We start from the raw sequence: 15,870 nt of genomic DNA on the forward strand, positions 1-15,870 counted from the left end.
CTATGGACGAACTGGACCAAAAGCTAAATGCGACGTTCGACGGCAAAGTGCTGCGCAAGGACTTGCTGCATCGGATCAAAAAAGGCACCAACGTCCCGACTTTCGTCCTGGAATTTCTGCTCGCTAAGTACTGCGCCAGTAACGATCAGGCGGAGATGGATGCCGGCATGGAGGCGGTGCTGTCCTCCTTGCAGGAGAACTACGTTCGCCCGGATGAAGCCAATGCGGCTCAGTCCAAGGTGGCCACCAAGGGCAAGCACCGGTTTATCGACAAGGTCCACGTTCGCTATGTCGAGAAAGAGAAGCGCCACTGGGCATCTCTGGAAAACTTCAACTCGCAGCGCATCGCGATCGGCGAGAGGTTCTATCGTGACAACGATCGACTGCTTGAAGGGGGCATCTGGGCCGAGGTGACCCTCGCGCATAACGATATCGACGACGACGACTACGCGTTCTCCATCGAGGATCTCCGGCCGATTCAACTCTCGCGCTTCGACTTCGACCGCTACACCGAAGGTCGTGCGGCTCTCACACGCGACGAGTGGATCGCGGCTGTTTTGAGGTCGGTTGGCTTAGAACCAGGCAAGCTCTCGAAACGCGTACAGATGCACTTCATCGCCCGGCTGGCGGCTTTGGTGGAACCCAACTACAACTACATCGAACTGGGACCGCGCGGCACCGGTAAGTCCTACTTCTTCAGCGAATTTTCGCCCTATGCCACGCTGATCTCGGGCGGACAGGCGACGAAGTCCACGCTGTTCTACAACAACGCGCGTCGCAAGGTGGGCCTGGTCGGCTATTGGGACACAGTGGCCTTTGACGAAGTCGGCGGGATCAAGGTCCGTGATCCAGACACGATACAGATCATGAAAGATTTCATGGCCAATGGCCGTTTCTCGCGCGGCGCCGAGGTCATTGCCGATGCCAGTTTGAGCTTCGTTGGCAACATTGATGTCTCAGTGCAGCAAGTGGTGAATTCTAACGAGTACGACTTGTTTCAGCCACTGCCCCCCGAACTTGACCTGGCGGTGATGGATCGTTTTGCTGCCTATATCCCAGGCTGGGAAATGCCCAAGAACAGCAGTGAGTTTCTGACCAGCCGGTATGGATTTATTACGGACTACCTTGCCGAGGCCTTCCACTACCAATTCAAGCACACGAACCGGTATGAGGAAGTCAGCAAGCGCATTCATCTTGGCAAGTCGATCGAGGGGCGCGACGAAAAAGGCATCAAGAAGACCGTCTGTGCGTTTTTGAAGATCCTGCATCCGAATGGCCCGCCGTCAGACGAGGAGTTCGAAGAGTACGTGGCTTACGCGACCGAGTGCCGCCGCCGCGTTAAGGAGCAGATGAACAAACGCAAGCCTGACGATGAATTTGCGCGCATCAATCTTTCCTATTTCAAGTCCAGCGGTGAGGAGGTGGTGGTCTTCTGCCCCGAATCGAAAGATGCTGCGGCAACACAGCAGCCAGCTCGTCGCAGATTGACTCAGGTGGATCAGCAGCCCAGCGCGGTAGTCGAAGTGCAGCCAGCCGTTCAACCCCCGCCCGCCGTTGCAGCGGAGCCTCCAGTAGCTCCGTCGGCGACTGCTCCGACACCTGCGGTGGTTACGCCAACAACCGTGGAGCTCAAGGAACAGCACTTCAGCATCCTCTATGGCGACACTGGTTACAGCTATGAATCGATCCTTGGCCCCTACTTGCAGGGCGCGAAGGCCGTCGTCATTGAAGACCCGTACATCCGGCTCCAACATCAGATTCAGAACTTCGTTCGCTTTTGCGAGACTGTGTTGAAGGCTGGTACTGTGAAGAAGATCAGCTTGATCACTGGCTACGACGACAAGACGCAGCTGGCCGAAATTGCCGAAAAGCTCGAAGAACTCAAGCAAAGTCTGCTGGAGCTGGACGTCGAGCTGGGGGTGAAACTCAACCCCAACATCCATGACCGCGAGATCCGCCTCGACAACGGCTGGATTATCAAGATCGGTCGCGGCCTGGATTTCTATCAGAAGCCGGGCGGCAGGTTCGAGGTTGGGGCGAACGATCTGAGCCTGCGAAAGTGCCTGGAGACTAAAGTGGATATTTTCCGGGCGTGAGGCTGGCTTTCAGAGGGGACGCCCTACCAAGGGCAGCGTCCCGGCAATCGCGAGGCCCGAGCGATAGGCGGCCAGCGCGCCCGGCGCGTCGCCCTGGGCGAGCAGCACGTCACCGGTCTCGTTGTAGCTGACCGCCAGATCGCGTTGCCAGATAGTGTTGGCCGGATCGCGCGCGACCAGCGCCTCGGCGGTGGCGAAGGCCGCGCGATACGCCGCAAGTGCGCCCGGCGCGTCGCCTTGGGCGCGCAGCACGTCGCCGATCTTGACGTGGCTGTCCTCCAGATCGCGTTGCCAGCCGGTATTGGCCGGATCGCGCGCGGCCAGTGCCTGGGCAATGGCGAGACCCGTGCGATAAGCATGTCCCTGCAGGATCCCATAAGCGGACATGCAAACGCACCGCTGACGCGGCATGTTGGCGTCAAAAGCATGGAGTTGCCAGCTCGTCGCTACATTAGCCGCGGTGTTCCTTGCGGGGTGGGCAAACGAGAAGCGACGATCCGATTGTCATCGGATCGAGGATCGGGCTTGCACTCCCTTGAATGCCTCGGTTTGTTCAAGTGCAGCACTTCTTCGATCGCCAAGGTCGATCAAAGCGTCGAGAATTCGCAACAGACCCTGGGCTTGATCGGGCCGTAGCGGAAAATTGGCGTCCGCGAGCCGTTGCACCGCCGCTGCCGTTCGCGCCGGAAGGCTGGTTCCGACCCAGTTGCCCTTTGCGTTGTCCAACTTCGCGAGTACTGCACTGACCTGTTGAACGAACTGGTCGAGCGGGTACGTGGTCCCGGTGCGTTGACATAGCAGCAGAAACTTCGACATGACGAAAGTTGACCATCCCGTAGCCGTCACCAAGCGAGTAACCGTCGGCATGACCAGACCGATCTCGGACCAATCGCCATTTACGAAGCGGGCGGCTCCGGTAGCCCTTTCGACATTGACCATTAGGAGGGCCTCGATGAGCTTCGGCATATCGTGGCCGGAGACTTCTCCCGCGCGGTATCCGCCCGGCCGAAACGTGCTGTCAGCAACTACGTGGTCAACGCAGAGCCCCAGCAACTCAAAAGTACCGGCCGGTATTGCTGGAGCGTCCAGAACGTGGCGCGTGACCAACCTGTCGGTGAACGCGGAGATAACATCAAGTCCGTCGTCGCTTTGCTTCTGCAAGAAGGGCGCAAGAAGCTCAGTCTTGACGAGGGCAAGATCGAAGAATGGCGCTGCACGAGCCAACATATCACCCAACGCGTCGTTCCAACCGATCAGATCGGTGGTACGGTCGCGCCGCCGTCCCGTGCTTGCCTGCGGGTTCATGCGCAGCACTGTCCAGTTGACGAGGCTTCGGATCAACGCGAGCACAAGCGGCTTTGTCTCATCTGACGCGCACCACTTCTCGATCGGGAATTTCTCAAGGTGTTTCTCGACCCGTTGCGGATCAAACAGAGGATCAGGTTCAGACCATCTACCGTTGTCGTCAGCATCATCCTCGTCGTCCGAAGCTGACGCCAACTTGACCCAAGCGGGCGGCAGCGGGCCAAAAGGTTCAAACTTCTTTGATTTGAGTCCCTCGAGGGCTCGATCAAGCGCGGCTTTCGCCGCCTTTGTTGCCTTACGATTGTCCCGCTCGCCGTCTTCGTTTATCGCCGGTCGGTAGTAGAGCGCCCTTTCCAGCGCAAGTTGAGCCACGACCCACGACACATGTGCATCGGGGTCGGCAAGTAGCGCTGTGAATGCAAAGTCGGCGGCCTCCTCGTGCGGGTGAGCCGTCAACCAGACCAACTGTCGCGCAGGCCCGAGGTCAGACGGATTGGTGCGCCGCAGATGGAGCAAAGCGAAGATCAATTGCCGCACAGGATGCCAGGCGATTTTCGAGCCGTAGAAAAATCCCGCAGGCTCCTTCATCCCGTAGACCCGCGCCAGTACATCCATCGCCCATTTGTAGTCGTCGGACGCGGCGTCGCCGAAACAAATGACACACGCAGCGACGGCCGCGACCACGCTTTGGGGCGTGTGACCTTCGACATCCAAGCGCTCCGCAAAGAGCGTCGAATGGTCCAGCGGGCGAGCAAGCGCGACTGCACCAGCCAACGTCTTGTCGGGGGCGAGCGCGAAAGCACGCAACGATTTCATCGCCCACACCAGGATACTGTTTTGCTGCAAGTACACGCCCGCTGCCTCGCCGCGCTGAATAGTCTCCGACGAAAGCGGGGGCTGATAGACAACCATGTTCTGTTTATCGGGCGTGCGATATCCCTGGTAATTTTCGACGATGGCAAGCGCCGCATATTCTTCCGCCTGTTCGGTGAGCGTTACCTTTGCTGCGGGATTGGAGCGCTGCTCTTCTAGCTCGAAGGGGAGCGCAGTGACAAAATCGGCCAATGCCAGCTTAAACCGTTCGGTGAGCGCGTCATCGCCATTCACCGCGAACTGCATGGCGAGGTGCTTCACGTCGCGGAACCGGCTCAGCCGCTTATCCAGGTAGTCCTGTGCAACTTTCTTGTCGCCGGTTAGCTGATTAATCAGTCCCAGCCCAAACAGGTCGATGTTTCGCGTCGGCTCTTGGCGCACACGCGCAATATCGAAAGGCCAAAGGCGTTGGCATGCCACCAGAGCCAGAGTGACTTCGGAGATATGAAACGTCTCCAACGCCAAGCGAAGCGCTAGGCCCGGGGCGGCGATCGCCTCGTTGCCCTGCACGATGAGCTGGATCACCTCGTCGACGGGGCGGCCGCTTTCGATTTGGCGGAAGGCCCAATAGCTCATGGCCAGAAAGGCACACTCAAGCGGCTGCGCGCCGAGCTGGCCAAGCTGCCAATTGTAAGCGGGCCAATCGCCCCAAAACTGCTGCTCGCCCCACGGAAAAACAATCGTCACCGGGATCGGGGTGCCGTGTTTATGACGGGTGATGTTCGCGATCTGCCGCCAGCCGGTCGTTCCGTGATTGGAGAGATCGCGAACCAGTTCTAGGGCAACATCCGGCTTCCTGGCGAAGAGGCTGGCGAAGGGTTCGTGCGCAGATGAGACCGGGTAATAGAAGTTGTGATGTCGGTCGATCCCGATATCCTCGCGGCCATAACCCTCATAGCTGTGCGGGATGTGGAAGTGCGGATGTTCTAGCGCCCGCCTTTCATTGTCAGTACGTTCGCTTTCCGGCTTGACGCGGATTCGTTGGATCCACTCGACCCTTTCCCGCTGTTCGCGCTCCTCGCGGTCGACGTGATCCTGCGGCAACTCCTGCTGTAGCTCGGCCCTAGTGACAGCCGCCAATCGATCGGGCGACACCTCCGCCATCATCCAAGCCAGCGCCATGAGATCAGAATACGCGTCGCTGCGCATTTGCTTGTCGGTCACCGCCCGATCGAAAAGCGCATTGGCGTGTTCGGGAAACGCTCGCGCTGCCCGCACGACAACGATTCTTAGCGCCGTGGCAAACTGCTTTTGCGCGTCGCGACCAAGCTCGTCCCACCGGCCGCGCTCGAATGCCCGATTTTCCGGATAAGCAGCTTTCTCAAATTCGATCAGCCAGTCGGCGCAGGTCGTAACGATGGCTTTTGTTCGCGCCGCGCGGAAATCTGAAAGGGCGTTCTGCCAAACGGAGAAGACTTCGACGACCCTAGGGAGAAGCCGGACGGGCAGCGTTGCCGCGAGCGGCAGAAGCCAGTCAAGAAAACGCCCCCAACTTGTGAAATCCGAGGGCCAACTCAGAAGCTCGGCAAGGCCGACCCGATCGAGCCCTGATTGACCCGGCGAGGCATGGGCAAGGACAGTCGGGCTCGGAATTGTGTGTTGGGCTTGGAACCAGACCAAAAGTTTTTCGAGCAACGCATAGTCGTTGGGCGTCACAAGCTCAGTGAATTCCTTCCCTTTACTAACGAATGCGCTTGTGAACGGTGGTGCGGTTAGCCATTCCCGACGCCATTGGGGCCTAAGCGCGGATCGATCGAGGGCGGCGTAACTGGTCGACCACTTGCCCGGCTCGGCGATCGAATGCTGGGACAAAAGGCCGACAACGCGGCCGAGTAGCGGGGGCTCGCCCGCCTGCGCCAGACCTTCGATCCACGTGTCGCCAAGTTCGATGAGAAGGCGGAAGAACGTCCACTCAAAGAATATGTCGTGCGTAAACGAATATGAGGCGTCGCCGTTGTTTCCACGCACGAGCAGGTCGCTCTTCAGCGCCGCGATGTGCTCAAACGTGGGTGGTGCCAGCGAGCGGGCCGCGACGTTCTTCCCAAGGTTGGCGACTCCCTTTTCCGCGATATCGAGCAGTGCGCGTTGCCGCTGCGGCACGACCTCCGACGGGGCATCGTGCCCTGCTCGGGCCCACCAAGCGTTGATGAGATCGACCTCTGTCTGCGGTTCGGTCGTCCCATCGCTAAAGCTTCGGGCAAGCACCGCGGCGAAGAACGGACGCCGCGCAATCGCCTTCACTGACGGCGTGCCCATCAAAAGGTGACGAAGCCCAGGTTTTTTCTTCACCAGGGCCTCAGCTTCGTCGTCGTTGAAAGGCTCGACCTGAACGTCACCAATCTGAGTGCCGCTATAGAAGGTCTCTGGAAACCAAGCGCGATATGTTTCAAGCCCTTGGTCGCGCGATGTGGCCAGAACCCGCCAATTGCTGAGGCCAGGGTTAGCTTCGATCGCATTGAGGATGTCAAGAATAATCCGCTTCTGGTCGGGGTTGATACGATCAATCCCATCAATGTAGAGCGTAGCTGTGCCGGTTGAGCCGATCTCTGCGAGGAGGTCATCAAGCTTCCGATGTTTGAGGCCCAGCGCTGCCGCAAACTCGACCCAGCTCTTCCCGGTCAGCCGGTCCGACTTCAGGAAAAGGAGCGGCCCGCGATTCCCGGCCTCTCCCGCTACCCGTTTGAGCACGACAGATTTGCCGCACCCTGGGAGGCCGCTGATGTTCACGACACGGCTGACGCCAAGGCGCTCATTTACGGCTTGTTGAAGAGCAGCCCGGTTCACCTCGAATCCGTCGATGCTCTCGGCAATTTCGTTGAGGCCATCAGTGGAGAACTGAACAAGGGTGTCGATGTCGTCGCGGAAGCTCGGTGAGACCTTTAGCCGGACGAACCCGCGAAGTTGCGCGAGCAGGGTAGCGCGGGTCCATTTGCGGGCTGTGCCAGCGCCATCGCGAACAATGCGGCAGAGGCGATCAAAAAGCAGAACTTCCTGCCCATCCTCGTTGCTCGAAACAAGCTCTTGTAGGCGGTTTGTGATCTCCGTCCAAACGATGCCGGTCTCGTCGAGGCCGTTAAGTCGAGCGGCAACAAACTGTCGGTAGAAATTCCTTTCGTCCTCGGCGCTGCTCGCCCCGATTAGCGGGGCCAGCTCGTCCCGAAGAGCACGTTCGGGTGCTGCGGCTGCGCCACCTTCCGCAAAGCGACGGTCAAAATCTGCAGGGGTGGGACTACTTACCGCCCAGTCGATGAGGCGGTTGAGCGACCGATGTCTGTCCTCAGCTACATTCTCGCCGACGTAACCGTAGACGTCCCGATCGGCTCGAAAACCAGGAGTCTGCCTGGTCTCGCGCGCCCGGTTGAGAACGTCGCGGAAGTCCTTGTTACTAGCGGCCCCGCTCACCGTGATCGTGGACTTCACTTGAAGACCCAGCATTCTCGGGCCGTCGGTATCTCGAAACTCGACGATAAGATCATCCATCGGCTGGTCGTGGCCCGCCTGCTGGACGGCAACGCTGCTTACACTGCCGTGCTGAAGCATCGCCTTCTCACCGCGGAGGAGAGCCGCCAAATAGTAGGCGGCCACCTTGTCTTCGTAGGTGAACCCCGCGCCACCGGTCAGTTCGGTGGATGTTGCCTGTTTTTTTTTCGGCACTCCCTGCTGTGGCGCCGGTTTGTTCTTTGCCGATTTAGTCAAACTTGCCTCTAATCGAATCGTCAGCACTCGTCCGAGCCTGAAATGCGAGGGCCACACCCGACGAGCGCAATCCAACTTGGAGTCGAGTCTAGCTTGGCGCGAACAATGAGGGAACGGGTTCTCGTGCTAGCAGTAGCGCGGATACTTCTGCGATGCACAAGCGACGGAAGCTGGCTTAATGTCGCCGATTCCCGTCTTAAGGCTAACAACGGAATCCGTTGGAGGCCAATTCTACACACTGCCTGTGAGGCTGCGGATGTCCGCTGTTTCACGCCCCGAATACTAGCAGCGGACGGTCCGTTAACGGTCCCGTTTCGGACGTTTAACCTCACACGTGCCAATTTCTGCAATTGGCACGGAGACTTTCGTTAGTGGGCGACGGTCCGACCTGCTTATGTGCACCGAGGCTTGGCCCGATGTCGGTCACGACTCGCGATGCTCAGGCCGCCATTCGATGCTCGTAGTACGGTCGCTCCCGATCATCGAGAATCGCGTACTGTGCCGCAAGATTGCGTGGATCGGGATTGAGCCACGCGTCGATACGCTCCGGCTTGATTGGAATGATGCAGCGATCGTGGCCGGCGGCGGCAACTTCAGGGGGCGGCTCATCAGTGATGGCCGCGAAGGAGAGCAGATCAGGCTCGCCAGGGCTTTGCCAGTGCGACCAGAGGCAGGCAACGAGCATGTCCAGAGCGGGCTGGGGCTTGAACTCCAGGACCACGTTTTCTTCCAGTTCGCCTTCAGCAAGCTCTCGCCCTTCAAGGCGATGTCGTTTCACGTTTTCATAGAACGCATTCGCGACGATAAGTCCGTGCGAATACCCAAAAACGCCCTTCCAGAAGCCTTCAAGGTTGTCACGCCTGGCGTTGTAGGTTCCGGGATATTTCCTGTCATAGAACGCAGGCTTGCCAGCCGGGCGACACTGATATCGCATCGGCTTGATGACGCGCTTGCCGTCTTCCATGACCATCACCGGAGCATAGTTGCCGGGGAAAATTCGCGAATCGCGGTCCTTCAGGTCGGTGCGCCGGAGATCGTCGAGCCCGCGCAGCGCCGACTCGATCTTGCTGGTTGCGATCCGTTTGCTTTCGGAGGCCGCCTTCGTCGTCTTGCTTTGCAGGGCGCGTTCCGCGTCGGCGAGCCGCGCGCGCTGCTTGAACAGTTCCTGCTCCAGCCTGGTTGCCTGCTCGCCGTTGAACCGGTCGATCGCTTCCCTGATCCAGCGTTCGTCGTCCGTCGCGGGAACCGAGAACGCGGCGTCCATCGCCTTCGGAATCTTGATGTTGCTGCCCTCGGCGCGTTCCCAGTACAGCTGCGCGAATTCCCGGATGCTCATGTGTGCGCCAAACATCCTGACGTACTTGCGGTAGTCCGCCTGGATCTGGGCTGAATAGCACATGGTCGCTCTCCTTGAAGGAAGGTGCGCGAATATGGTACGCCGGTTCCTAATGGAAGTTTCGCGTCGACGTGACGAGAGAGCCGAGCAGTGGGGACACGTCGACCAGCCGGTGCGCGACGAGGTGGCGCACTTCACCCCCACGCTGCCAGACGCCGTACACAGCAAGTAGTGACGAGCCGAGCGCTTCGCGTCGCTGCTTTTCGAGCAGGGACGGCCAGATGATGACGTTGACCTGCCCGGTCTCATCCTCCAGCGTGACGAACATCACACCCTTGGCCGTGCCGGGCCGCTGCCGGACCGTCACGATGCCGCAGGCACGCGCGAGCTGTCCGTTCCGGAATCCGGCCAGCGTCGACGCCGGCAGCAATCGCTGGGCGAGCAGGCGAGGGCGCAGCAGTTCCAGCGGGTGCCTGCCGAGCGTCAGGCCGAGCGCCCGGTAATCGCTGACGATCTGCTGCCCTTCGGTCATTGGCGCGAGGACCGGCGTCGCGTCGTCATCAGTCGCGCCGCGCAGCAGATCCCGGTCCGGTACCGCAGCGACGGCATGCCAGAGTGCCGCCCGCCGGTCGCCGGCGAGCGAGCGTAACGCGTCGGCCGCAGCGAGCGCCTGCAGGTCCTTGCGATCAAGTTGCGCACGTCGTGCCAGATCGGAGACATCGGCAAAGGGCCGAACAGCCCGCGCGAGCTCGATGCGCGCGGCGGCTTCCTCCTTCAGCCCGCGTACCAGCGACATGCCGAGGCGCACCGGCGAGCGCGTTGATTTGCCTTCAACCGCCGAATCCCAGTTGCTCAGCGTCACGTCGACCGGCAGTACCTTCACGCCGTGTCGCTTCGCATCCTGCACGAGCTGTGAGGGTGAATAGAACCCCATTGGCTGGCTGTTGAGCATGGCGACGAGAAACGCGACCGGTTCATGGTACTTCAGCCATGCACTCGCATAAACCAGCAGCGCGAAGCTGGCCGCGTGACTCTCCGGAAAGCCGTACTCGCCGAAGCCCTGGATCTGCGCAAAGATGGCCTCGGCGAATTCGCGGTCGTAGCCGCGCTCAAGCATCCCGTTCACGATGCGGTCGTAGTAGGCTTCGAGTCCGCCCTTGCGGCGCCACGCGGCCATCGCGCGACGCAACTGGTCGGCCTCGCCGGCGGTGAATCCGGCCGCGAGCATCGCGACCTGCATTACCTGCTCCTGGAAGATCGGCACGCCGAGCGTGCGCGAGAGCGCCTGCTCCATCTGCGGACTCGGATAGGTGACGGGCTCCAGTCCCTGCCGCCGGCGCAGGTAGGGATGCACCATGCCGCCCTGTACCGGGCCCGGACGCACGATCGCCACCTCGATCACCAGATCGTAAAAGCAGCGCGGCTGCAGGCGGGGCAGCATGCTCATCTGCGCGCGCGACTCGATCTGGAATACGCCAACGGTATCGGCGCGACAGATCATCGCGTAGGTGTCGGGATCTTCGGCAGGAATGTCCTGCAGCTCGAACGGCTCGCCACGTTTTTCCGAGATGACGTCGAGCGCGCGGCGTATGGCCGACAGCATTCCGAGTGCGAGCACGTCGATCTTCAGCAGGCCAAGTGCCTCGATATCGTCCTTGTCCCACTGGATGATCGAGCGGTCGGCCATCGCAGCGTTCTCGATCGGCACCAGCCTCGACAGCTTGCCGCGGCTGATCACGAAGCCGCCGCTGTGCTGTGACAGATGCCGTGGAAAGCCCACCAGCAGCGCCGCGAAATTCGCCCACTGCACGATCAGCGGAGACCCGGCATCGAGGCCCGCCTCGGCGAAGCGGTTGAGCAGATCGCCGCTCGAATCGAACCACTGATGGGCCTTCGCGACGCGATCGACGATCGCCGGATCCACGCCGAGCGCCTTGCCCGATTCGCGCAGCGCGCTGCGCGGGCGGTATGTCGTCACGGCGGCTGTCAGCGCCGCGCGATCGCGCCCGTACTTGCGATAGATGTACTGCACGACTTCCTCGCGGCGCTGATGCTCGAAATCGACGTCGATGTCAGGCGGCTCACCTCGCTCTTTCGAGATGAACCGCTCGAACAGCATCGACGAGCGCGCGGGATCCACCTCGGTCACGCCAAGAGCAAAGCACACGGCCGAGTTGGCCGCCGAGCCGCGCCCCTGGCACAGGATGCCTTCGCTGCGCGCGAACCGGACAATGTCGTAGACGGTAAGAAAGTACGGCTCGTAACGCAGATCCCCGATCAGCGCCAGCTCGTGTTCGATCTGCAGTTGCACCTGATGGGGGACGCCTTCCGGCCAGCGGCGATGCGCGCCGATGTAGGTTTCCTGTCTCAGGTAGCTTGTCGGCGTATGGCCCACCGGCACGAGCTCGTCGGGATACTCGTAGCGCAGCTCGTCGAGTGAAAACGTGCACAGGCGAGTGATTCGCAGCGTCTCCTCGAGCGTGCGTTGCGAATACAGGTTGGCGAGCCGCAGACGCGATCGCAGGTGCTGCTCGGCGTTGGGCGCGAGATCATAGCCGCATTCCCCGACGGGCTTTCCGATCCGGATCGCCGTCAGCACGTCCTGCAGCGGCTTGCGCGAACGCACATGCATGACGGGCGCGCCGGTCGCGACGACGGGAACGCCGTGACGCGCCGCGACGTGTTCGACGGCGCCGCGGTGAATATCGTCCATTGCACGCGCGTGCAATGTCAGTGCGACCCATGCGCGATCGCCGAAGGTCTGAGCGAACCACTCGACCTGCGTATCCAGTCTGTCTTCATCGGCGGGGTAGTCCGGTGACAGGATCGCGACGCACCCGGGCAGTCCCCGCAGGTGTCCAAAGGGCTTTTCCGGGTGCGCGAGATCCAGCGGCGCGAGCCGGTAACTGCCCTTGTGCGCGCGCATGCGGCCGAGCGTGATCAGCTCGGAGAGGTTGCCATAGCCTTCGCGCGTCATCGCCAGTGCGGTGAATGACAGGGCCGGCGAACCGTCGGCGTTGGTCAGGTGGAAGTGCGACCCGACGATGAAAGGCAGCCCGGCCTTCTTCGCCTCGACGTGCGCGCGCACGACGCCGGCAAGTGAGCATTCGTCCGTGACGGCCAGCGCGGCATAGCCGAGCTGTGCGGCGCGAGCGGCGAGATCCTCGGCGTGCGATGCGCCGTGCAGAAAGGAGAAGTTGGACGCGCACTGAAGCTCCGCATAGTCGGGCAGTGCGCCGTAGGTCGGCGCCATGGGCGATCACCCGAACAGGCCGTGCAGGAACCAGCGCGGCTCGCGTTCCTCGACGGCGCTTACGCGCTCCCGGAAGACCCAGTAGTGCAGCGCGTCTTCGGACTCCGCGACAAAATAATCTCGCGTCACCGGGTGCCCATCCTGCCAGCCGACCTCGATCCGTTCTCCCGGCGAGACCATGCGCAGCGGCGTGCCGTAGAACGGGCGGTGGCCGCGCATGATGAGCTGCAGCGGGTTGTCGAGCAGCCACGTGGGTCGCGGAAGATCTGGCGGCGGCAACATGGGCCTGGCGGTCTCGCCGATGGGAAGCCAGCGTGCGGCGACTTCCGGGCGGTGGTCGGCAACCGGAGCCGCCTTGAGCACGTTCTGCGCGCCGAGCCGGGCGACGAGCAGCTCCATCAGGCGCGCGTGATCCTGCGGCGAGCCGCCGGGCTCCGGGAACAGCGATTCGCTCGGCGTGTCCGCTTCGCGGACGTCCTTTGCATCGAGGCGAACGGCGACGACCGGCGCGGCCAGTTCGACGCGGCCCAGCCGTTCTTTCAGCAGGCGCACGAGGTGTTCCTCGCGTGACGTCGGTTCGCCAAGCGCGATTTCGATTGCCGTCGGCGGTACCGCCGCGCGGCCGCGTTCATGCTCGAGCTCAAGTACAAACCGCGCGATCGCCAGCTGTCGCGCCGACAGCCAGCCGGTCATCTGCAGGATCAGCCGCCGCGCCGCGAACAGCACGGCTTCCGCATGCTCGATCCGGTCGGGCAGCTCGAGCCGTGCGCTGAAGGCGGGAGGCAACTCCAGCCATTCGTACACTTCCGGCGCCGCGCCCGTTGCGCGATCGAGCGCATCGAGCAGGGCCGCGCCGCAGCGCTTCTTGAGCCCTGCGCGCGGTAGTCGCCGGACGTCGTCGACCGTTTCGCATCCCAGTCCGTCGAACCATTCGGCGTAGGGGCGCGCAGGCGGCAGGGCAGGTAACGGCACGCGACGCAGCATACGGTCGACGGAGCGCAACGTGAGCGCGATGCCAGCCGATGACCGGGCGAAGAGCCACGCGGCCTGTCCCGTCGGCGCAACGGCAAGTGTCGCGGTCACACCGAACGCGCTCACCGTTTCACCCGCCCGCCGGCGCAGTGGCCGGATGCCACCGAAGAGGCGCAGGCTCGCCGAGACGTCGGCCAGCACGACCGACTCCTCCGCCAGCACCACGTGGGGGGTGAACTGCAGCAGGGCGAACGCCACGCCAAGAACAAGCTCCGCTTCACGGGTGAGATCACGTTCCCGGATGACCGCGTCGGGGGCGAGCGTCAACACGCCACCGCGGCGCATACCGGACACGATCCCGGCCGAGTGCGCCGCGCGGTCGAGCGCGACAACGCGGTCCTTCTCCAGCACGACAAACCCGGCCTCATGGCGTGGCGTCGACCAGCGCGGGCGAAACGACTCGAGGGCGAGGTGCGGCAGATGTACGCCGATCCAGAGTTGCATATCGGCTCAACAGGGCAGGTGAAGGTACGAGAGGAACGAAAACGGGTTCGTCGCGCTGCGGTCCGCGGCGCTTGACGAACGTCACTTCAATACCGCCCCTGGCGGCTCGCAGCGCAAGCCGCAGCGGCGCCGGCGACGTCGCCTGGGCGGCCGCAAGCGGGCGAAACAGAAACAGCAGCGTGTCCGAGGCCTGCGCGGCCAGATGCAGGCGCCGCAGCGCTTCCTGCCGGACTTCGGCCTGCCAGAAGAGCAGGGCGCCGCAGGTGCCGGCACGCAGGATCTGCTCGGCGGCCCACAGCGCATCAGCCGTGCGTGGTGCGCGCAGCACGCAGGCCTGTGCTGCGGGAACGCCCAGCCACGCCAGTCCGGCGGGTTGTAGCCGATGCGGCGGCTGCAGCAGCAGCAAGGGGCGGGACGCGACGGTCGCCAGTGCGGGCTGCAGCAGACGCAGTTCACCGCAGCCCGGCTGTGGTGTGAGCAGTTCGGTGAGCGCGCCCGCGGGCCAGCCGCCGCCCGGCAGCTCGGCGGTTAGCGCGGCGTGGCCGCACGGCACCACCCGATCGAAACCGGCGGCCAGCTGCGAGGCTCGCCAGAGCGCAGGGTGAATTTCTTCAGGGTGACGGGGCAGGGCGCTCATGGGGCAAGAATACTGTATAAATATACAGTGTCTAGTGTAGCGCTTATCCCGGAAAAATGTAAAAGGGGTGGTCCGGGGGCCACGGCCAGTTGCTGGCAAGCCGTTTCCGGCCGGCGCAAGATCATCTTTCTCAACTGGCGCGGCGGCTATGGCCGCTGCTTGCAGCGGTGTGACGACGTGATAGCTGGTGCCGCGAACCGTTGGCTTAACTTCAGGGGTGGGCGCCATACGCATTGTGGTCTTCCGCATAGAAGGATGTTGCTCGAGCGTGCAAAATCCAGCCATAAGTACACGCCCACGTTGTTCGGTTCGTCCGCTTACAAAGACGATACACCCGCGACTTCAAGATAGGATGCCTAACAAATGGCACTTACAATGTACTCGCCGGAGGAATTTCCTGGTCTCCCTTGCACGCACGCCACATCCGCACAAGGCATATGTCTGTATCACGTTTACACGGGGCGCAATGCGTGGCACTCGACCTGGATAAATCGTTACAACAACGAGTGCTTGCACGCGTCACGGCGAGAGGCCGAACTCTATGCTGAAACCTTGCGAAAAGAAGGCACAGTTCTTTACATCCAGGAACTTCCCGCACTCGTGGTTCGAAGCAAGGCAGGATGCTTGATTGCGACGCAAATCAATACAGATTCCCCGTTGCGGGTCTACAAGCCCTATTTCAAGATGGACGGCGGCACCGCGGAAAACCCGGAGTGGGGCATCCACTGGTTGCACAAGGACACAGATCTCAGCAGGATTGCGGATTCCTTAAGGCCGACCAGCAGTTGGTGGAGCGTTAGACCGCCCGCCCAGGACTCCGTGATTGTGCTAGCGTCCGAGAAGCCATTCTGCCGATTTGATCGCATACCCGATCAACCCACGCTTTTTCGCGGTTTTACTATTGGCAGTGGCTATCGGCTTGGGTGGGAAGCAACCAAACAAGCCCTTGACCCCGAGCCGGTTCGATATCTCGAACGAATGTTTTCAATTCCGCACCCAGTCATATTCCCGGCAGGCTTTGATTCAAGAATGCCTCTTGGAGGGAGGCAGGATTGAGTCGCGGTGACCTGGCGCGGGCAACGTTTTGAAATCAAAGACAGGTCCACGACGCGTTGTCGTGTCGCCTCAAAGAGACCTGACGGCACTGATCATAGCTGGCGAGGTAGTTCACGACGCCTCTCGAAAAACCGTCAGGTTA

8 protein-coding genes are annotated in these 15,870 nt (G+C 61.7%); 2 read left to right on the forward strand and 6 right to left on the reverse strand.

Going from position 1 to position 15,870, the window contains the following annotated elements; translation table 11 throughout:
- The first annotated feature begins 2 nt into the window (after positions 1–2).
- Entirely contained in the window at positions 3–2,096 is a 2,094-nt protein-coding gene (brxL, locus tag AC3WOG_RS37145) for a BREX system Lon protease-like protein BrxL (protein ID WP_492582823.1), read from the forward strand.
- Positions 2,097–2,105: 9 nt separating this feature from the next.
- Here the strand turns inward: brxL and AC3WOG_RS37150 are convergent, their stop codons facing one another.
- From AC3WOG_RS37150 to imuA, 6 genes are all read right to left on the reverse strand, one after another.
- Positions 2,106–2,483, reverse strand: a complete 378-nt coding sequence (locus AC3WOG_RS37150) for a hypothetical protein (protein WP_492582824.1) — start codon at positions 2,481–2,483, stop codon at positions 2,106–2,108.
- 117 nt (positions 2,484–2,600) lie between these two features.
- A complete protein-coding gene (locus AC3WOG_RS37155; protein ID WP_492582825.1) occupies positions 2,601–7,997 on the reverse strand; it encodes an NACHT domain-containing protein in 5,397 nt (1,798 codons plus the stop codon).
- Positions 7,998–8,409: 412 nt separating this feature from the next.
- The gene (locus AC3WOG_RS37160) at positions 8,410–9,369 is read right to left on the reverse strand and encodes an SOS response-associated peptidase family protein (protein ID WP_492582826.1); all 960 of its coding nucleotides are present in this window, start codon (positions 9,367–9,369) and stop codon (positions 8,410–8,412) included.
- A 46-nt stretch (positions 9,370–9,415) separates the two neighbouring features.
- The gene (locus tag AC3WOG_RS37165; RefSeq protein ID WP_492582827.1) at positions 9,416–12,559 is read right to left on the reverse strand and encodes an error-prone DNA polymerase; all 3,144 of its coding nucleotides are present in this window, start codon (positions 12,557–12,559) and stop codon (positions 9,416–9,418) included.
- Positions 12,560–12,565: 6 nt separating this feature from the next.
- Complete coding sequence (locus AC3WOG_RS37170; RefSeq protein WP_492582828.1) at positions 12,566–14,035, reverse strand: Y-family DNA polymerase; 1,470 nt, start codon at positions 14,033–14,035, stop codon at positions 12,566–12,568.
- Positions 13,956–14,672, reverse strand: coding sequence for a translesion DNA synthesis-associated protein ImuA (gene imuA, locus AC3WOG_RS37175; protein WP_492582829.1), 717 nt, complete (start codon positions 14,670–14,672; stop codon positions 13,956–13,958). The genes AC3WOG_RS37170 and imuA overlap by 80 nt, the downstream gene beginning before the upstream one ends.
- Positions 14,673–15,035: 363 nt before the next feature.
- Between imuA and AC3WOG_RS37180 the strand changes: the two genes are divergently transcribed.
- A complete protein-coding gene (locus AC3WOG_RS37180) occupies positions 15,036–15,728 on the forward strand; it encodes a hypothetical protein (RefSeq protein ID WP_492582830.1) in 693 nt (230 codons plus the stop codon).
- Positions 15,729–15,870: the final 142 nt, after the last annotated feature.

Source organism: Paraburkholderia sp. FW306-02-B, assembly GCF_058782725.1.